Source organism: Pseudomonas sp. NBRC 111119 (genome assembly GCF_001320125.1).
GTDB classification, from domain to species: Bacteria; Pseudomonadota; Gammaproteobacteria; order Pseudomonadales; family Pseudomonadaceae; genus Aquipseudomonas; species Aquipseudomonas parafulva.
In genome coordinates this window covers 57489-73658 of record NZ_BCAV01000044.1, presented here as the reverse complement: position 1 = coordinate 73658, position 16170 = coordinate 57489, and the positions used below count along the sequence as shown (strand labels likewise).

At 59.0% G+C, this 16170-nt stretch carries 23 protein-coding genes; 1 reads left to right on the top strand and 22 read right to left on the bottom strand.

Features of this window, described 5'->3' with window-relative positions:
• The 22 genes from APH25_RS16855 to APH25_RS16760 all read right to left on the bottom strand — a co-directional run bounded on the left by APH25_RS16855 (window position 1) and on the right by APH25_RS16760 (window position 15145).
• Window positions 1-858 carry a head maturation protease, ClpP-related gene (locus tag APH25_RS16855; protein WP_060482715.1) on the bottom strand — a complete coding sequence of 286 codons (858 nt, stop codon included), beginning with the start codon at window positions 856-858 and terminating at the stop codon, window positions 1-3.
• A 3-nt stretch (window positions 859-861) separates the two neighbouring features.
• Window positions 862-2163, bottom strand: a complete 1302-nt coding sequence (locus APH25_RS16850) for a phage portal protein (protein WP_060482714.1) — start codon at window positions 2161-2163, stop codon at window positions 862-864.
• Window positions 2156-2317: a hypothetical protein gene (locus APH25_RS25710; RefSeq protein WP_177331194.1), complete on the bottom strand. Its 162-nt coding sequence runs from the start codon at window positions 2315-2317 to the stop codon at window positions 2156-2158. The genes APH25_RS16850 and APH25_RS25710 overlap by 8 nt, the downstream gene beginning before the upstream one ends.
• Entirely contained in the window at window positions 2314-3999 is a 1686-nt protein-coding gene (locus tag APH25_RS16845) for a terminase large subunit (RefSeq protein WP_060482713.1), read from the bottom strand. The genes APH25_RS25710 and APH25_RS16845 overlap by 4 nt, the downstream gene beginning before the upstream one ends.
• The gene (locus APH25_RS16840) at window positions 3999-4544 is read right to left on the bottom strand and encodes a terminase (protein WP_060482712.1); all 546 of its coding nucleotides are present in this window, start codon (window positions 4542-4544) and stop codon (window positions 3999-4001) included. Before APH25_RS16840 ends, APH25_RS16845 begins: the two co-directional genes overlap by 1 nt.
• Before the next feature lie 158 nt (window positions 4545-4702).
• A complete protein-coding gene (locus APH25_RS16835; protein WP_060482711.1) occupies window positions 4703-5041 on the bottom strand; it encodes an HNH endonuclease in 339 nt (112 codons plus the stop codon).
• Window positions 5041-5235: a hypothetical protein gene (locus APH25_RS16830; RefSeq protein WP_060482710.1), complete on the bottom strand. Its 195-nt coding sequence runs from the start codon at window positions 5233-5235 to the stop codon at window positions 5041-5043. Before APH25_RS16830 ends, APH25_RS16835 begins: the two co-directional genes overlap by 1 nt.
• Window positions 5236-5239: 4 nt before the next feature.
• Window positions 5240-5563: a phage holin, lambda family gene (locus APH25_RS16825; protein WP_060482709.1), complete on the bottom strand. Its 324-nt coding sequence runs from the start codon at window positions 5561-5563 to the stop codon at window positions 5240-5242.
• A gap of 304 nt (window positions 5564-5867) precedes the next feature.
• Complete coding sequence (locus tag APH25_RS16820; protein ID WP_218186311.1) at window positions 5868-7385, bottom strand: ATP-dependent endonuclease; 1518 nt, start codon at window positions 7383-7385, stop codon at window positions 5868-5870.
• Between the two features lie 63 nt (window positions 7386-7448).
• On the bottom strand, window positions 7449-8135 hold the full coding sequence (locus APH25_RS16815) for a hypothetical protein (protein WP_060482707.1): 687 nt from the start codon (window positions 8133-8135) through the stop codon (window positions 7449-7451).
• Window positions 8136-8147: 12 nt separating this feature from the next.
• Complete coding sequence (locus tag APH25_RS25990) at window positions 8148-8465, bottom strand: hypothetical protein (RefSeq protein ID WP_060482742.1); 318 nt, start codon at window positions 8463-8465, stop codon at window positions 8148-8150.
• Window positions 8462-9763: a site-specific integrase gene (locus APH25_RS16805; RefSeq protein WP_060482706.1), complete on the bottom strand. Its 1302-nt coding sequence runs from the start codon at window positions 9761-9763 to the stop codon at window positions 8462-8464. The genes APH25_RS25990 and APH25_RS16805 overlap by 4 nt, the downstream gene beginning before the upstream one ends.
• Entirely contained in the window at window positions 9760-10188 is a 429-nt protein-coding gene (locus APH25_RS16800) for a VRR-NUC domain-containing protein (RefSeq protein ID WP_060482705.1), read from the bottom strand. The genes APH25_RS16805 and APH25_RS16800 overlap by 4 nt, the downstream gene beginning before the upstream one ends.
• Entirely contained in the window at window positions 10185-10481 is a 297-nt protein-coding gene (locus APH25_RS16795) for a DUF1364 domain-containing protein (protein ID WP_060482704.1), read from the bottom strand. The genes APH25_RS16800 and APH25_RS16795 overlap by 4 nt, the downstream gene beginning before the upstream one ends.
• Window positions 10478-10609 carry a hypothetical protein gene (locus tag APH25_RS25985; RefSeq protein ID WP_256217567.1) on the bottom strand — a complete coding sequence of 44 codons (132 nt, stop codon included), beginning with the start codon at window positions 10607-10609 and terminating at the stop codon, window positions 10478-10480. Before APH25_RS25985 ends, APH25_RS16795 begins: the two co-directional genes overlap by 4 nt.
• Window positions 10606-10917, bottom strand: coding sequence for a hypothetical protein (locus APH25_RS16790; RefSeq protein ID WP_060482703.1), 312 nt, complete (start codon window positions 10915-10917; stop codon window positions 10606-10608). Before APH25_RS16790 ends, APH25_RS25985 begins: the two co-directional genes overlap by 4 nt.
• On the bottom strand, window positions 10917-11399 hold the full coding sequence (locus tag APH25_RS16785) for a hypothetical protein (RefSeq protein WP_177331193.1): 483 nt from the start codon (window positions 11397-11399) through the stop codon (window positions 10917-10919). The genes APH25_RS16790 and APH25_RS16785 overlap by 1 nt, the downstream gene beginning before the upstream one ends.
• 23 nt (window positions 11400-11422) lie before the next feature.
• Window positions 11423-12226 (bottom strand): hypothetical protein, encoded by an 804-nt coding sequence (locus APH25_RS16780; RefSeq protein WP_060482701.1) that lies wholly within the window; start codon window positions 12224-12226, stop codon window positions 11423-11425.
• Window positions 12216-13181: a hypothetical protein gene (locus APH25_RS16775; RefSeq protein WP_060482741.1), complete on the bottom strand. Its 966-nt coding sequence runs from the start codon at window positions 13179-13181 to the stop codon at window positions 12216-12218. Before APH25_RS16775 ends, APH25_RS16780 begins: the two co-directional genes overlap by 11 nt.
• Window position 13182: 1 nt before the next feature.
• Window positions 13183-13863: a Rha family transcriptional regulator gene (locus tag APH25_RS16770; protein ID WP_060482740.1), complete on the bottom strand. Its 681-nt coding sequence runs from the start codon at window positions 13861-13863 to the stop codon at window positions 13183-13185.
• A 419-nt stretch (window positions 13864-14282) separates the two neighbouring features.
• A complete protein-coding gene (locus tag APH25_RS25505; protein WP_156333211.1) occupies window positions 14283-14777 on the bottom strand; it encodes a hypothetical protein in 495 nt (164 codons plus the stop codon).
• Between the two features lie 146 nt (window positions 14778-14923).
• Complete coding sequence (locus APH25_RS16760) at window positions 14924-15145, bottom strand: helix-turn-helix transcriptional regulator (RefSeq protein WP_060482699.1); 222 nt, start codon at window positions 15143-15145, stop codon at window positions 14924-14926.
• 102 nt (window positions 15146-15247) lie between these two features.
• Here APH25_RS16760 and APH25_RS16755 point away from each other — a divergent pair, with 102 nt between their 5' ends.
• On the top strand, window positions 15248-16090 hold the full coding sequence (locus tag APH25_RS16755) for a LexA family transcriptional regulator (RefSeq protein WP_060482698.1): 843 nt from the start codon (window positions 15248-15250) through the stop codon (window positions 16088-16090).
• The last annotated feature ends 80 nt before the right edge of the window (window positions 16091-16170 follow it).

Below are 16170 nucleotides of genomic sequence, written 5' to 3'. Positions count from 1 at the left end.
TCAGTTTCCTTTGAGGGAGTTGAGAAGATCGATTGCCGCGCTCAGCGAGGCTGTGAGGTCTGGCGCGACAGCGCTTGGCGTGCCGGTCTGAACAGCGCGGGGCGTGTTCCCGCTGGCAGCGCGAGGCATGCCAGACTTGAAAGTGGCAAAGAGTTCGCGGCGCTCGGAGCGCGGCATACCGGCCTTGGCCAGGGCTGCGTCCATGGCCTTAAGAGCATTGGCCTGGCCGGTTTCCTCGGTCTCGCGCTCGGTGACCTCGGTCGCCGCCAGCAGGCCGGTAGCCAGCCCCAGCTCAAGCGCGCGCTTGCCGCGGATGAACGTCTCGTCATCCATCAGCTCGGCCATATCCTGGACGGGCTGGCCACTGGTCTCGGCGTAGAGGTCGGCCATCGCGGCATCGAACTCCTCCATGTCGTCCGATACGTCGCGCAGGTAGTGGCGGTTGCCGGATAGGAAAGTCCAGCAGTTGTGGATCATCAGGAAAGCGCTGCTGGCCACCTGGCGTTCGGAGCCGGCCAAGTAAATGACGGACGCTGCGCTGGCAGCCATGCCGAGCACCTTGGTGGTGACCTTCTGCTTGTGCTCGCGCAGGCGGTTGTAGATGGCGATGCCTTCGAACATGTCGCCACCGGGCGAGTTGATGTACACCGTCACCTCGCGGTCGCCGATCGCGCGTAGCGCCGCATCAATGCGCTTGACGGTCACGCCCTCCCCGTACCAGTCCTCGCCAATCACGCCGTAGATGGTGATGGTTTCCGAGGTGTTCTCTACGGCGGCCTGGATGGCGGGGTTCCATTTGTCGAGCGCACGCGGGCTCATCTCGCTGCGCAGGCCGCGAGACTGGATCTTGTGTTTCATGGGTTACTCCCCGGAGTTGCTTTTGAGCCAGTTCATCAGCGCCGCGCGCGCGGCTTGGCTGTCGTTTTGTTTGCCCAGCTGGTCAAGCGGCACCAGGTTCGATTGCACGGTGAGGATGTCGCCGCCGGGCATACTCGGCATGTTCTCTTTGTGCCGAGCCTCGTTCCGTGTCATCAGTGCGTTCTGGACCATGGTGCTGAAGTAGGAAGCGCGACCTGCGCTGTCAGCACGCAGGAAAGCTTCCAGCGAAAACTCGGAGTAGTGCTTGATCCGATCCACCGCTGTCAGGCATCGCTTGTTAACGCACTGCTCGATCGGTGCCGTATACGTCATGATGCAATAGGTCAGAAACGCGATCTGCTGTTGCTCAAGGCCTGTGCCCCAGTTGCTGCCCTTGTCGGTCTTCATCACCATCCAGGGCGGCACGCCGAACCAACGACAGATCTCCTCAATGCTGTGCCCACGCGACTCGAGCAATTGAGCGTCAGCCGGGTTGATGCCGATCATCTCGGGCTTCACGCCCTGCTCAAGCACCGGGCTTTTGCCCGCGTTCAGCGCGCCGGAGATTGTCTTCACGTAGTCTCGAAACTCGGCACGCTGCGTAGGGTTGAGCGTCTTATCCACCGAGAAGGCTACGGTGGGCATCATCCCGTTCTTGAAGGTGGTATTGGCCGCATCGTCGGCCGACATAGCCGAGCCGAATACATCGGCGCCGTAACGAATCGCCGACAGGCCCATCCGCCCGTCCAAGGTGAACGCTGGGATATGCAGCATGTCGGCCTGGGCGATCTCCCGGCGGGCGCCCTTGCGTGGCTGGAAGAAGTAACGCAGCCTGCCATCGTCGTCTGGCTCGGGAGTCACCCGCGACGGCATCAAGAAATCCAGTGCGATGACCCTTCCACCGGACCGGTGAATTTCGCAGTAGGCATTTCCCCAAAGCAGCATCGAAGCAACAACCGCCTGCCAGAAGTGGAAAGCGGCCATGTCCTCGTTCGGGCTGTTGTGCACCACATCGTAGAGCGGGAAGTCTCGCGCCGTCTCACGCCCGCCGTCCGGAAGGCGCCGGTAGATGCTGAGCGGCAAGCCTGCAACCGAGGTAGAGATGATGCGCACGCAAGCCCAGACCGCCGATAGGCGCATGGCCTTGTCGACCGTGACAGCCTTGCCGCTACTGGACTGGGCGCCCAAGAAAGCGCTCCAGAACCCACCGTCCGACAACCGAATGCTCTTGCCCAGCCAGCTGCTCATGCTTGCCGAGGGTTTGGCGGCTGCAGTGCCGAGTGCTTGAGAGAGGGTTTTAATCACTGCTCAACCCTCGGCGAATGAACGCTGCGATGCTGAACAGGCTGACCGAGCCCGCGAGCAGAGACCAGCCTGTACCCGCCAGCATCCAGATGCCCGCGCAGCCCAGGCCGAATCCGCACAGCGCGCAGATGATGAAGTAGTGAAATGCGTTCATGCGATCAGTGGATCCCGGATGCCGGCCATAAAGTTTTCCATGCCGCCTTGGCCCTCGGGATTGAGAGCCATCAGCGTCACGGCGTTGAAAAGCGCCATCAGTGGGTCGATCTTGGCCGAGCCGCTGGCCTGCTTGGTGATGAGGATTGAGTTGCCACGCGGCTCGACTTTGGCGTTACCGCAGCACCAAGCCATCATCGGCTGGCCCCCGTGTAGCAGCGTGCCCTCGGCCAGCTTGCGCTCAGCCGTCTTGATGGCTCCGCCTAGGCGCCAGCCCTGTGAAATGCCGTCGATCTTTTCGCGCGGAATCCCCACTGCCTCCAGCGCATCGAGAATCGCGCCGACGCCGGCCGGGTCCAGCCCGACCTTGTCGAGCAAGCCGGCTTGCTCAACCTGGGCCACCAGCTGCGCCACCGCCTCAATGTCGTCGCCGATGCGTTCAACCAAGGTCAGGTGTCCATCCTTGGCGAAGTCGCGGATGCGCGGCGCTTCGGATTTACGCCGCTCCAGTACTGATGGATGGGCCCAGGCGTGGGTCCAGGTCAGCCAGCGGCGTGTACCCTGCTCACGCCCGACTGCTGCCAGGCCAAGCAAGTCATCCAGCCCCCCGCCATCCACGCCGATATCGATCACTTCGCAGCGTTCGATAAGGTCTTCCATCGTGCGACATAGCTCGGAGGTCTGCGCCTCCCAGAAATCGGCACCCGCCCAGCGATCCGAAAGCAGTGCCAAGCCGATCTCGACATTGAGGTGCTTGGCCAAAAAGCCGCGGAACGATTCTTCTCCGTCGAGCTGGGCCTGTGCGTACCCACGCTCGATGAAGGGTTCGTCGACCGACAGCCCCAAGTTTGGGTTGGTGATGTACGCGTTGGAGAAGTCCCGGTGCTCACCGGCGTCCAACATCGCCTTGGGGAACTCGTACAGCACCGGCAGGAACGACTTATCGACGATCTCCCCGTCGCGAACCTTGCGGGCATATAACAGCTTCTGCCGAAAGACCCCGGCCGGCGGCGCATCGGACTGGGTTGTGGCCCAGATGATGAACCCCTCGGGTCTAGATGCCAGGCCGCCGGTGGCCTCGCGCAGCATGGCCTCAGCGTTGGCGCGCTTGCCGAACACCCAAAGCTCGTCGACGAATACGCCGATTGCCTTCTTGCCTGAGACCGTCTCGCTGTCTGCCGCCACCACCTTGAGCGTGGCGTTGGTTTGACGATGTGTCACAGTGCGCAGGTGGTCTTGCACTTTGAGCAAGGCTTTGAGCTCATCGTCGGCCGCCACCATGTCCCTGATTGGCAGGTAGGAGTTGTCCGCGATCTCCTTGGTCGGTGCGAGGATGATGAACTCACCTGAAGACCGCCAGTTAAGGATCAGTGCGGTCAGCATGATGCCGGCGGCGATGGTCGACTTGCCGTTCTTCTTGCTGATTAGCAGCATGAATTCGCTGACCAGGCGCCGGCCTGAGTCTGGGTCGTAGGCCCCGAAGATTGCGGCCACGAACTGGTTAACCCAGTCACGCACGGTCTCGCACATCAACGGACTGCCAGTGGCGTCCACCATACGCAACGCACCGAACACGTCTAAGGCTTCTTCAGCCTCAGCCGGAAACAGCGGCTCGAACGGAATTAGGCTCTGGCGGGCTACGATGCGCTGCTCCCAATCTGGGCAAGCGGTCGACCATTCCATTATTTCACCGACTGCAGCGGGCCGCGGCGAGTACCGAACTTGCCGGTAGCTGCCTTATCGGCGTTAGCCTGGGCCTGGTCCTTCTTACCGCTCTCGCCTTTTCGTGGATGGACGAATGGCATCAGCGCCTTTGCCGCGTCAACGCGCAGTTTCGGCTCGCTGCCCATGTCGTTCATCACCGACAAGAGAAAGTCCTTGGGATCGCGGTGCAGGAGTGCCTGGGCCAGGTCGAAGCCGGCGGGTTCCGGCTCGGAGTCATCCTCCTGTACCGATGGCGATTCATGGCCAGGCTCTAGCTCTTTGACGGCCTTGGCGGCAGGCCTGGCTTTAACATCCGGTTTAACATCGCCTTTAACATCTGGGGGCATCAGCCCCAGGGCGCGTAGCTTCATCAGCTCAGCCGCTACATCCTTGTCCTTGACCAGCCGAGAGCCCGCCGCAGACGCTGTCTTCTCGGAATAGCCGGCCGCCACAGCAGCGTCCCGATTGGACGCACCTTCCCTCAGCGCAGCGATGAAAGCGCGCTTGTGGGATGTTAAAGCCATTTAACAAAAATCCTGTGGGGGAAAAAAATCTGTACGTGGGGTCGGGAGCGGTCTAGCTAGATGAGAATCCCTAGCTTTTGCCCCCCCTACCCCTTTAGCGGCACGTCACTGCCGTGCCTCTAACCCGCTGCGTTGGGTCTCGGCGATCCGCTGACGCGTCAGCCACCCAGTCCCGCCGCCTCCTCAGCCTGCTTGACGGAGTCGTGGCAAGGCTTGCAGAGACTCTGCCAGTTGGCCTGGTCCCAGAAGAGAACCATGTCTCCACGGTGAGCAACGATGTGGTCGACAATCCTGGCGGCAGTTGTGCGGCCGTTCCGCTCGCAATAGACGCACAGCGGGTTGTCGCGCAGGTACCGCTCTCGGGCTTGCTGCCACTTATAGCCATAGCCGCGCTGGGAGCTGGTCATGCCGCTTCGCCAACTGCCAGGGCTCACCACCTTGACCCGAGAGCCTGCGCTCTCCTGGATGCGGGAGCCGAGCGTCTTGAGCCTGGCCATCAGCCTTTCGACTCGGTGATCAGACGCACGATGTCATCAGCCCGCTGCTTCACCTCCAGCACCTGACCGTCGAACATGCGAACGATGGCGCAGATGCCGTGCCACTGACTGCTGGTGCAGGCTTCGTCCACACGAGCGATGGCGGCGGGAGCTAGGTAACGCTTGAGGCCGTTGCTGTCGGTCAATGTGATCATTTGCTTACCCCTGAGCCTTGCGAGATAGGAACAGGTCGGAGTAGCTGCGAAGCTTCTCCACACCCATGAAGCCGACCATGCCGCCGGCGAAGGTGGCCATGCCCTGCGGCAAGCCCATCCATTCGAGCAGCGGCACTAGGGCCAGGGTGATGAGGCCGCACAAGGCGCCCTCCAAGAACATCTGCCGGCGGGTGCCACCGCCATACACCACCCGAAGGACGGCAATTGCGACGGACAGGCCAGCGGCATATAGCTGGGGCTGATGGGCCAGCACCCAGGTGAGCACGGCGGCCCACAGGCCAGGATCCTTCTCAGGCATGTTTGGCATCTCAGTTCCTCCCGTTGCGGGGAGCGAAAATTAATAAGTTCTAGCAAATGCTCAGGCTCGGATTTCCACAAAGGGTCGGTACTCATCCAGTTCGCGGAGCTGGAGGTGGGGTTATGTACCGAAGCCGCCATTGCAGAGAAGAGGTAGGGAGCAGCTCAGCGCAGCTGTTTGGACGAAGCGTCAGCAGAAACGAAAAAGCCCGGCGCAGTGGCCGGGCTTTGGGGGCATGCCTGAACAGTTACAGGAATGACAGCATGTGAGTAATTTCGCTCATTCGCTCAGTGACGTCAAGTCCCAAAAAGCTTCACTTCAACTGTTTTTGCCGACCCTTTACAATAGGCCCGAAAAGAGCCATGACGGCAGCCTTATTCTCATCAAAGTAATCCTCAGCGAAAATCTGTAAAAGCACCTTCTTTACGTCTGCTACTGAGGAACTAGGAAGTTGTTGCACCAAGGAGTCACAAACGCTATCCACTATGGCCTTGCAGGTGTCTCTCGCTTTTGGCTCATCAGGTAATGGAGGCGTAGGCACATCCTTAGCTTTTAGCAACAGCCCTCGGGACATATAATTGTCCTTCAGTGCTCCGATGACCTTTTCTCGTTGATCGTGAATGAAATGCGCCAGCCCTACCTCTGGCGTAAATGGCAAAAACGAAATTGAGGCACTTTCGCTTTTGTAAATTCTGACAATATCATCTTTTTGCGCACCATCTAATGACTCCTCGGCATCAGCATCAAGCATGACGTAAGCGCGGGTCACCGCTGGCAACAGTGGTTTCTGCTGCACATAAAAACGAAGTACATTTGTAAAGCCTCCAACGGCAATGGCTTGAACACCCGGCATGAGATCATGACCATTGAAAGCATCTGCCAGATAACGTCTTGCAAATTGATTAACCACAATCTTTGCGGCCTCATCCTCAACATAGACGATGACATCCGCTGCAAATTCTTCTTGGCTAGCCATCGCTCCCAAAACATAGGTTGGGTAGCAACCAACAGAACAACTAATTTCTCCACTTCCCGCTACTTGAAGGTACAATATATTGTGTCTTGATGACTGCTTTATCAGGGTTGCCGAGTGAGTGGAAACAACAACGGTAAGTGACTTTTCCTTTGAAATTCCAACAAGATATTTCAACAACTCACTCTGAGCCGTTGGGTGCAATGCAAGCTCGATCTCATCGATAAGAATCATCGCGCCTTTTTTGCAAGCCGCGAGTTTTCTCAATAACTTTAGAATGCACAGCTCACCTAAACTTAGATTTTTTTCCGAGTAGTACTTTTTCGCTGCTTTGGGCTGCACAGGCAGCTCAAGCAAGAAAGCAGGAGTTACCCCTTGACTAACGTTAATAACTTTTAAATTATCAAATTTTCGCGTACCAAATATTACATTTGCCGCCTGAATTATTTGCGCCGACGCAGGCTTAACCTTTCTGGGTACAACATCTTCCTTTCTGGGCTCAATCCTGTCAGCATCAGCTGCGATAAACAGCACTTCTGGATATTTCAGTGTTTCGAGCAGATGTCCGTGAGATTTTGGAGTAGGGACCCATCGCTCAGTTTTGTACTTATACGAAACAGTACCATCAGCTGTTTCGTATGAAATTGATGCGCCCTCGTTAGAGTCTAACTGATCTGACTTCCTCGACGCTGGGAAATGGACGGGGAAAGCATTTTTGTAACCTATCCGCCGAAGACAGCCCAGCACAGATGACTTTCCTGTTCCGTTCGGGCCGGTCAGGAGCCAAACACCAGGCTTCGGTATTTCAAAAGTCAGCTTAGAGATATGCCTTAGGTTCTCGATGATAATCCTTGCCACGTCCTTCTTCCTTTCGATATAGGGTACATTCATCAAAACCTAGCTATTTTATACCTCGGCAACCTATTCCGCATTGACTTTCAACAGCCCTTCGATCAGAAGAATATTTTCAGTCGCTACCAAGGCATCATTGACTAGGCCATCAAGCTTCTCATTGATTTGCGCTCTCCAACGACGGCGTGTCGGTTCGGGCGTTGCATCCAAGTCCCAGGTGTTCATGTCGTAGAAACTGTCTGGCAGGATGATCAGATCCTCTTCGAGTGCTTCGATGCGCTTCTTCGCCGCCTGTCCCGCTGCAACTGCAGCATTCACCGCGGCCTCCCGACGCCACGACGGCGCACCCAGTGGGATGTCTACCGAAACAGATTGCGGCGCCTTGCGCCGTACACCCTTGAGCTTTGGGATGGCCCATGCGGTCACCGCCTTGTAGATGAATAGTGTCGGCGCCGGGCTCGCAATGAGCGGTCGCACTAGCGTGATCGCATGTACCTTCTTCGCCTTGTTGGTGCTGTACTTGGCCACCAGCGCGTCCCATTGCCTGCTTTTGAGCATGTGGTGCAAGCGGGCCGACAGCCAGTAATCAATCTGAGAACGGTCGATGCCTCCTGATTGGCCTCCCAGTGAGGCCAAGCAGCCCCCTTCCTCCTCAGCGACCTTATACAGCTTCTGCCAAGCCTGGGCGGTCGCCGATCCCTTCTCGCCGGCCGCCAGAGCGGCCACTACTGCACCCGAAACACTACTGTAAACCATGGTCCTTTCCCCTCAATCCCCGGTGTAGTTGGTGCCGCCGGCGCCGCGCCGGTTGCATCCCTGATATGTCTCCTCAGGCCACGATGCCTGCGGGTCCTTTAATTGTTCGATCTGCCGAAGCGCTGACTGAAGCCTCATACTGAGCTGGGTTACTAGTTCATCCAGGGTCAAGGACCCGCCGGTTGATGCCACTACCCAGCCCGAGGCATTGCAGTGTTCGCATGGCAGTTCGTGAAACACGCCTTGAGTGACAGCTCTACCACGGCACAAAGGGCACTGAGCCAACTCGATCACAGCCTTCTTGAAAGCCGGGCCCTGGCTCTTTTTCAGCATTTCGAATCCTCGCTAGTAACAAGTTCGGGATAGGGGCTAGAGGCCTTGTCCGCTGCGGACTGCGCCTGAATCTGTGGGATTTCGGATAAGGCCTCTGTAAGGCCGTGAATGCGCCCAAAGCCAATGCCGTCTAACCAGGCATGCCACTTTTCCAGGGCTGCCCTACGCTGCTGCATCGCCTGGGTGTGGATGTAGGTGCTGGCGATCTTGCCCAGCGAGTGGTTCAGCAGCATCTCGCCGATGTGCCCGTCGATGCCCAGGTCAGTCCAGGTGCTGCGCGACACCTTGCGCAGGTCGTGGCTGGTCCATTCGCGCTGCCCCAGTTCGGTGAACAAAGTGCTGGCCTGCCCCTCGCTCAGGCACCCGCCGCGACGGCTGGGGAACAAATAAACGCCGTCATAGCCTTCGGCCTGCTGGATTGCCCGGTACCGCGTCAGCAGCGCGCAGACCTGGCCGGTCAGCGGCAGGCGATGCTCAGTCCGCGTCTTCGCGTTCGCCGCTGGGATAAACCACTCCCCGGCCGTGACCGATACCTCGCTCCAGCGCGCTTGACGGGTCTCGCCGATACGGGTGCCATGGGCCAGCATCATTATGGCCAGCATGGCCTTGGCGGGAGCCTCATCGAAGGCCTGGGCGAGCTGCTGCATTACGCCAGGCAAGTGCACAGAACGAAGCCGCGATGCCTTGGGTAGGATCTTGGCCTTGGTGAAATCGCTGAACCGCATGCCTGCCATGGGATCGCTGTCGATCAGGCCAAGGCGCTTAGCCTGCTTGAAGGCGGTCAGCAGCAGGGCGAACATCTGGCGCAGGTACGACAGCGATACCTCGGCCTGGGAGGGCCACATCAACTGCTTGTCCAAGGTGTCAGGCGTCACGTGGGCCAGGGCTAAGTCATCCAGGCGCGGCTTCAAGTGCTGGACGATCGCCGAGCGAGCACCAGCCTTGCGCTTGGTCGAAAGTGAGCGGTCGCGAGTCATGCGGTCGCCGTACCACTCCAGCAGTTGGCCTACGGTGGCCATGCCCGACACCACTGGCGCAGTGGCTGGATCACGCAGCAAACGCTGACGCAGCGAGGGCAACTCGGCAATCACCGCCGCAACGCTCAGTTCCGGCCAGCGGGCGACCGGTACCCACTTCTTGCCACGCACCAAGTGCCAGGTGCCGCGCTCACGATTGCTCCAGAAGCGCAGGTACAGGCCCGGGTGACGCGGATCGCGCAGATCGCGCACCGACTTGTCGGCGGCCTGCCTGCGCACCTCGGCCTCGCTCAGCTTCACTTCTCGGGTCGCGCTCATGCAGCCACCGTTGCAGGCAGTAGCAGGTAGGCGCGGATGGCCTCAACGGCGTCGATATTGCCCCGGCACACGATAGCTAGGTACCCCTGACCGGCCAGCGCCTGCATGTAGGCGTTTTGGCTAGGCGAAACCGGCGCATCGAACGGAGGCATGGCCTTGAACTCGATGTAGAGGCCGAAGTAGCCGCCGCGCGCCATCGGCAGCACCAAGTCGGGAACACCGGCTTTCACGCCCTGCTCTTTCAGCTTGGCGGCCACGGCCTTGACCCGGTGCCCACCGTTCGGAACGTGGTAGATCAGTTTGTAGGCTTGCGGGTAGCGCAGCTGCAGCTCCTGCATAAGCGCGGCTTGCTCCTGCCCCTCACGGTCGACGGGCTTGGCGCGGGCCGACTTAGCCTTGAACGATCGAAGGACGGGAGCGCTCATGCGACAAGCACCCCCTCGTTGATCAGCAGCGCCTGGGTGCGCATTACGCCCTCGGCGTGATACTGGCGAGATGTTTGACGATCCACGGCCTTGCTCCGCCCGTCGCAAGCGTCATGGCAAGCACTGCAGCACCAGGCGCCCTGCATGTCGTGCGGCTTTTTGCCAACGCCGCAGGTGCCGGCCAGGCGGTAGTGCGCCAAAACGGTAGTCTCGGGGTTGCCGTTGCACACGCCTGGGATGCGCACCTGGCATTCGCGGCCGCGCGCAGCTTTCGTCAGTTTCGATTGCCTCACGCTAAAACCTCGCACATAGGCCAGATCAGCTGCGCCTCACGCAGCGCACCGGCTTGATCCAGGCTCTGCTCCATCAGCACCATCTGGAAGGCCTTGGAGCCTACGATTACGGTCCATACGCGCTTCATGGGGTCTCCTTCAGGCCTGCGGCCTTGATGAACTGGGCGCAGGCGTGGCGCATGCCAATGGCCGAGTGATAGGCGTCCATGTGGCTATCGTCGATAGCGTCTTCCGGATCTTCGGGAGCCTCTGGCGCTGGCGGCAGCTCCACCACCAAGGCTTCTCGACTTGTCTGCCAGCCCTTCTGGAACGATTCCCAGTCGGCCTGGGCCATCGGGTCGAGGTAGTTGTTCCCCTTAGGCGGCTGGCGGCGGTGATCGCGGGAGTTGGTGCGCTCGAAGGCTTCACGCATTTCGCGCATCTTGTTGGTGTCCATCACGACTCCTCGCCTTGCAGGCTCTGCAGCAGCGTCTTGAGCTGGCGGTATTTCTCCATCGACTTGGCGCTGGATTCGCGCTCCTGCTCCACGGCCAACGCAACATCCTCGACCCGGCCGGCCAGGCGCTTCAGGTTGCTGGCCATGGTTGCGATTTCACCGGCCAGCTCGCTCAGCATTTCCAGCGGGGTGCCCTGGGCTTTCTGGTCGGCAACTACTTCGAGTTTCGGCTGCTGCTTGGCCATGACTGGCTCCTGAGTCTTCTGCTTGGCGTCTACAGGGGTGCGTTGGAAGTGGTCGCGACCCGATTTCTTGATGAGCCCGGAATCAACCAGGCTGACCAAGCAGCCCGAAACGATCCGGTTGTCCGGAGTGCTGCCGGTCAAGTTCCGCATGGCTGTCATGACCTGGACCGAAGTCCACGGCTCGTTCATGGGCACGCACTCGTAAACCTTTCTGGCCACGCCGGTTTGGCCCTGCATGAGGATTTCTTTCTTGGCTGGAGTCACACCCCCTCCCCGGCCGGCTGCCCGGCGCGCTTGATGTTCACCTGAGCGATGGCGGCACGCGTCTGCCGCTTACGCAGATAGGTTTCAACTCGGCGGCGCTGCGCATCCTTGACGCGCTGGCGGTCTTTCTTCGCCTGGGCGGCCTCGATGATGCAGCGGACCTCAGCGAGCTTCTGCCGCACTTCGGGGCTTGCCTTCGCCCGAACCTGCCCAGTGATCAGCCCGGCAATGGCTAATCCGTCCTCGCTGGGCGGTGCAATCTGTAGGTGAGCCAGATGCTTCGCGCCAGACTCTTGGCTGATGAGTTTCGAGCGCACAGCGGATTCGATCGCGGTAACGCGGCGTGCAGAGTCATAACCCAGAGAGACCTCCCACTTTGCAGGAGCCGCCTCAGCCCTTGCGGCGGCCACTAGGCGTTCGTAGGCACTCATGAAGGCCATGCGAGCGCCGACCTTGTCGCCAGCCTCAAGCACTGGGCTTGATGCCGTCATTGCCTGGCGAATCTCCCGGGTCATCACTACGGTTTCGCTTTCATCGCTGGCCGACAGGGCGATGGCCCAAGCCTCGTCCTTGCCTGGGTGGCCATCAGCCGCTTGGGCGTGCTTCAGGATGGCGGCCACGGTTAGCCGACCACCTTCACGGCGACAGTTGCGCAGCGCACCGCTCAGGACGGGCTCGCTGTAATCACGCAGGTCCTCGACCATCAGGAGCGCAGCGCCCTGGGTGAGTTGCTGCCCCATCACCTCCGCGGTGGCGAACAGGGATAGCAGCAGTTGGTCTTGCTGGTCTTCACTCAGCATGGCTTGCAGCCCTCTTCGCTCGCTGCGCTTGCAACGCCTGCTCGGCGGCGCTGAAATTGGCTTGGGTTTGCTCGATCTGGCGGGCAGTGGTGCCAGTCATCTGGCGATTGGTGACCCACTGGGTGTGGTATGCCTCAGCGTTCTGGAGCAGGTCGCCCAGGCTGTGCATGCGGTTGACCAGCTTGCTGTCGTTGATCCGGACAAAGTACGCGGCGACGTGGTGGGCAACATCGACACCCAGCCGATCGACCAACTGACCAATCTGCCCGCCGGCCTTCGCGTTCCACACCGGCCATGCGCCGTGGCGGCTGCGGTAGGCCATGGCGTAGTTAGCCCAGGCCTTGAAGGTCTTGCAGGACTGGTCTTTTGGTCCTGGCATATCCTCGGGAATTTCGCAGCGTGGGACAGTGGCTGGAACCAGCGCCAGCATGGCAGGCTGAGACGGCGCAGCCGGGGCACCCTGCGAACTGTGACTGGTATCCTGATTGGTATCCTGATTACTGGTATCTTGATTTGTCGGAGATTTTTCCGACCCTGGCTCGGATTTATTTCCGACCTTGCTCGGATTTTTTTCCGAGGTAGGTCGGATTTTTTTCCGACCCTCTTTGCCAGCCTTCAAGGTCGGATATTTTTCCGACCCATCCTCTTTTTTGTTCCACTGCGCCGCCTTGTCGGTCAGCCGGAAAAGCGTGACATTCGAAGTGCTCGAAAGCTCGATCAGACCAACGTCCTGCAGCGCCTTCAGCATGCGATAAGCCGTGTCCGGCTTGTCGGTCAGCAGTGGTAGCTCTTCGATGATCTTGGCCTTGCTCAGCACGAAAAAGACACCGTTGTCGGTCGTCGTAGCCTTGGCCCAACTAGGGCAGCCGTAAACGAACGCGAACAGGAGCGCCTGCTGGGAGTTCAGCCCCCATTCCAAGGCCTTGACCTGATTGATGGTCAGGGTGAATTGCATGTCAGGTACGCTCCTGAGTACGCGGCTTGGCGATTTCTTCTTCGGCCAACCGAGCAAGACCTTTGGTAGTTACCAGCACGCTGAAGGCCGCACGGTCGACGCCTGACTCCGGATCTGGCTTGAGCGATGTGACCTTGTGCTTGAGCAGGCCCGCGGTGATGCGGGGCTGAAAGGCGACCCAGCGTGTCGAGCCCGCGCGCCGGTAGATCCACCGGTTCTGCTCCATCCAGGCGAACAGCCTCGATGGCGCCAGCTGCAGCTGCTTCGCCGCATCGGTGATGCAGATTGCCCCACCGGCGCCGGCCAAGCGGTTGATGGCTGCGACCTTCGGAGCCTGCTTTGCCAAAGCGTCCTGAAGACGTTGGTTCTCTTCGGCCTTGTCAGCAGCGAGGCGAAGGGCCTCCGCAAAGTTGGTTGGGATCTGGACCTGGGCAATCACGCGCGCCTCTAGCTCCTGCCAGCGGTCGATGATCTTGGCGCGCAGCTCGACGCTATAGCCCGACACAACCACCAGAGTGTCCCGATAGGTGAGCAGGAACTCGGTGTACCGCTGGCCGTTCTGCTGATGGGTGTAGGGGGTCTCGTTTGATGAAACGACACCCCTTTTCACCAGCTGGCGTACCGTCTTGAGAACATTGTCGTGCGTGCTTCCCGTGAGCTGCGCGATCTCTCGCGAGGACATCACGTGGTCGACAGCGCGTGAAGGAAAACCAACCGCGCCGGGCTGGGTGTTGCGTGTATCGACTGCACTGGGCATAATCGACCTCGAAGTTAGTTGAAGAGACCGCCCGGCCAGGCGGTTTTTTTGTGCCCGAAATTCAGGCGTTATGGGCGTCCGGCGCATCCGTGGTAGCTTTTTGCTTTCACATGGAAAGGCCCAGGAGGCCGGACATATGCAATCCATCAGCCTCAACTACGCAAAGGAGTGGCAACGCCTTACGCGTGCTGCGTTGACTGAAATTCGTCCCGATGACACAAAAGCGGCTACTGAGGAACAGCGCGTGAGCGCCATCCTTAAAGCTCTGCCTGAATTCCTGCTTGCATGTTTTTGCGAACTTGAACGAGGAAAGTCCGCACGATTGTGGGAGCCACTCGAAGGCTTCAAACCGGCTCATCTCCATTTGATGCACAAGCATCACTGGACACTGGAGACGGTGCGCGCGATGACTGCTGCTGATCTTTGTCTGGCACTTCACTCAGAACTTCTTGCGATGCAGATGCCTGATGCAGCGAAGGAAGTGGTTCGGAGTGATGCGGCGCACTATGAGATGGCTGGCTTGAAGTTGGGGCTGTAGAGTCATTGCGCGACCAGCTAGGAAAGGCTTGCTTGAACGTTGCAAGCCTGTCGAGAAGCCGATCTCGTTCGGCCTCATGCCAGGCGGCCTGATCCTCAATGGTTTGGTAGCCGTTGCTTTTCGGCCACAGCATCACCATCGGCGCGTCGGGACCCGCATCCAGTGCCTCGATTCCGGCCAGGATCTGGTAAGCGGCCTCCACAGGCGTGCCCTGGGCCAGAGCCGCAATAGCCTGCACGGCAATCTCTCTGTCGAGACCGGTGAGCCGTGTCAGCGGGGTGTTGGTTTGGTCTTGGCTCATGGCATCTCTCCTGTCGATTGAGCTCGATGGCTTGTTGGCCTTGGGTACTGGATGGATCAGCAGGTGTTTCGGTCATCTACTGGCGAAGCGCCATGCTGTAGATACTTCGATACAGGGACCGCCCGGGAAAACCCGAGCGCCCTGACCTAGGCGGCTGTTGTCTTTGCATTTTTTTTGCGCGGCTTCGTCAGTTCCGCATGCATCTGGTCGATCGCAGATCCTGCTACGTAGCTCGGATTGCTTATCTGTCCGTTACGAATGCGGAAAATCGTCGAAATGTCGCATTTCGCACGCTCGGCAATGGCCTTGTAGGTCAGGCCTGAGCCAAGCAATGCAGTCAGCTTGTTTGGAAGATCGGTAGCGCCCATGGCTGCCTCCTGTGTAGATATGCACATGATCATGCACTGGTGCATATATGTCAACGAACCACCATATTGCTCTATGCACTGCTGGGAGGCAGCATTGCACCTATGCATAAGTCGATAGATAAAATTCTCGCTCACCTGATGGCCGAAAAAGGCATCAATCAGGTAGAGCTATCTGAGCGAACAGGGGTTGGGCAATCGACCATCTCCAGGATTCTCAAGCCTCTGGGCACCAAGGGGATCAAAGAGCCCGCAGACAGGCAGGTCCGCCCCATTGCCGATTATTTTGGAATCAGCACTGATCAGTTAAGGGGCTACGAGCCGCTTGCTGACAGCGACGCTGAGCCTAAGCCCCGTGATTCATTATCGACTTCAGAAATCGTCCGCCAAATGCTGGTGAAGCACGGCAAGGGGTTGTCTGCCGATGCTCGAAAGAAGATCGCGGAAGCCATTGACGAAAAATCTGCGGAGCAATCAGCGACTAAGCTGTTGACTGCCGATTTCCCTCGCCCAGGCCTAGTAGGCGATGAGGTGTGGATTGCTCACTACGACGTGCGCGGAGCAATGGGTGATGGCGAGGTAGCTCACGACTTCCCTGAGATGCTGCAAGACATCCGCGTCAGCCCTACTCATCTACGTGAGATGGGAGTGGAGTTCAAAGAGCACTTCCATCTGAAGCTCATAACGGGTGTGGGTCAGTCGATGGCACCCACCATCAAAAGCCGCGATCCGCTGGTCGTTGACATCAGCATCCGTGAGTTCGTGGGCGACGGGGTCTACTACTTTTCCCACCAGGGTCATCAGTACATCAAGCGCCTACAGAAGAAAGGTCGCGACCATTTCAAAATGATTTCAGATAACACAAATCATCCTCCTGAAGACATTCGGGTTGATGAGACCTACATCCAGGCGAGAGTGCTGCTGGTCTGGAATGCACACCTGGTTTAGCGGCAGGTATCTCTGTCTCAAGGACTGAGCACGAGCCGCTACGTTAGATGTCCACCTATCAAGCAAAAGGAGCTGTGCTA

Bases quoted from the DNA above. Each gene is read 5' to 3' on its own strand.
- APH25_RS16835 (WP_060482711.1), bottom strand. From the start codon at position 5,041: ATGGCCAGGCTCAAGACGCTCGGCTCCCGCATCCAGGAGAGCGCAGGC.
- APH25_RS16780 (WP_060482701.1), bottom strand. From the start codon at position 12,226: ATGCTGAGTGAAGACCAGCAAGACCAACTGCTGCTATCCCTGTTCGCC.
- APH25_RS16790 (WP_060482703.1), bottom strand. From the start codon at position 10,917: ATGGACACCAACAAGATGCGCGAAATGCGTGAAGCCTTCGAGCGCACC.
- APH25_RS16785 (WP_177331193.1), bottom strand. From the start codon at position 11,399: ATGCAGGGCCAAACCGGCGTGGCCAGAAAGGTTTACGAGTGCGTGCCC.
- APH25_RS16755 (WP_060482698.1), top strand. From the start codon at position 15,248: ATGCATAAGTCGATAGATAAAATTCTCGCTCACCTGATGGCCGAAAAA.
- APH25_RS25505 (WP_156333211.1), bottom strand. From the start codon at position 14,777: ATGAGCCAAGACCAAACCAACACCCCGCTGACACGGCTCACCGGTCTC.
- APH25_RS16800 (WP_060482705.1), bottom strand. From the start codon at position 10,188: ATGAGCGCTCCCGTCCTTCGATCGTTCAAGGCTAAGTCGGCCCGCGCC.
- APH25_RS16830 (WP_060482710.1), bottom strand. From the start codon at position 5,235: ATGATCACATTGACCGACAGCAACGGCCTCAAGCGTTACCTAGCTCCC.
- APH25_RS16855 (WP_060482715.1), bottom strand. From the start codon at position 858: ATGAAACACAAGATCCAGTCTCGCGGCCTGCGCAGCGAGATGAGCCCG.
- APH25_RS16825 (WP_060482709.1), bottom strand. From the start codon at position 5,563: ATGCCAAACATGCCTGAGAAGGATCCTGGCCTGTGGGCCGCCGTGCTC.
- APH25_RS16815 (WP_060482707.1), bottom strand. From the start codon at position 8,135: ATGGTTTACAGTAGTGTTTCGGGTGCAGTAGTGGCCGCTCTGGCGGCC.
- APH25_RS16775 (WP_060482741.1), bottom strand. From the start codon at position 13,181: ATGCAATTCACCCTGACCATCAATCAGGTCAAGGCCTTGGAATGGGGG.
- APH25_RS16805 (WP_060482706.1), bottom strand. From the start codon at position 9,763: ATGAGCGCGACCCGAGAAGTGAAGCTGAGCGAGGCCGAGGTGCGCAGG.
- APH25_RS16770 (WP_060482740.1), bottom strand. From the start codon at position 13,863: ATGTCCTCGCGAGAGATCGCGCAGCTCACGGGAAGCACGCACGACAAT.
- APH25_RS16840 (WP_060482712.1), bottom strand. From the start codon at position 4,544: ATGGCTTTAACATCCCACAAGCGCGCTTTCATCGCTGCGCTGAGGGAA.
- APH25_RS25710 (WP_177331194.1), bottom strand. From the start codon at position 2,317: ATGAACGCATTTCACTACTTCATCATCTGCGCGCTGTGCGGATTCGGC.
- APH25_RS16845 (WP_060482713.1), bottom strand. From the start codon at position 3,999: ATGGAATGGTCGACCGCTTGCCCAGATTGGGAGCAGCGCATCGTAGCC.
- APH25_RS25985 (WP_256217567.1), bottom strand. From the start codon at position 10,609: ATGAAGCGCGTATGGACCGTAATCGTAGGCTCCAAGGCCTTCCAGATG.
- APH25_RS16760 (WP_060482699.1), bottom strand. From the start codon at position 15,145: ATGGGCGCTACCGATCTTCCAAACAAGCTGACTGCATTGCTTGGCTCA.